The sequence below is a fragment of the Pantoea sp. WMus005 genome, from assembly GCF_013415305.1.
Lineage (GTDB): Bacteria > Pseudomonadota > Gammaproteobacteria > Enterobacterales > Enterobacteriaceae > Pantoea > Pantoea rara.
On record NZ_JACBXU010000026.1, the window covers coordinates 1 to 262 of the forward strand.

At 50.8% G+C, this 262-nt stretch carries 1 rRNA gene; it reads right to left on the reverse strand.

Features of this window, described 5'->3' with window-relative positions:
• Positions 1 to 262 (reverse strand): 23S ribosomal RNA (locus HZZ01_RS20770); the annotation flags it as partial.

Consider the following 262-nt stretch of genomic DNA (forward strand, 5'->3'; position numbering starts at 1 on the left):
TTTCGGGTCTATACCCTGCAACTTAACGCCCAGTTAAGACTCGGTTTCCCTGCGGCTCCCCTATACGGTTAACCTTGCTACAGAATATAAGTCGCTGACCCATTATACAAAAGGTACGCAGTCACCCCCATAAAGAAGGCTCCCACTGCTTGTACGTACACGGTTTCAGGTTCTGTTTCACTCCCCTCGCCGGGGTTCTTTTCGCCTTTCCCTCACGGTACTGGTTCACTATCGGTCAGTCAGGAGTATTTAGCCTTGGAGG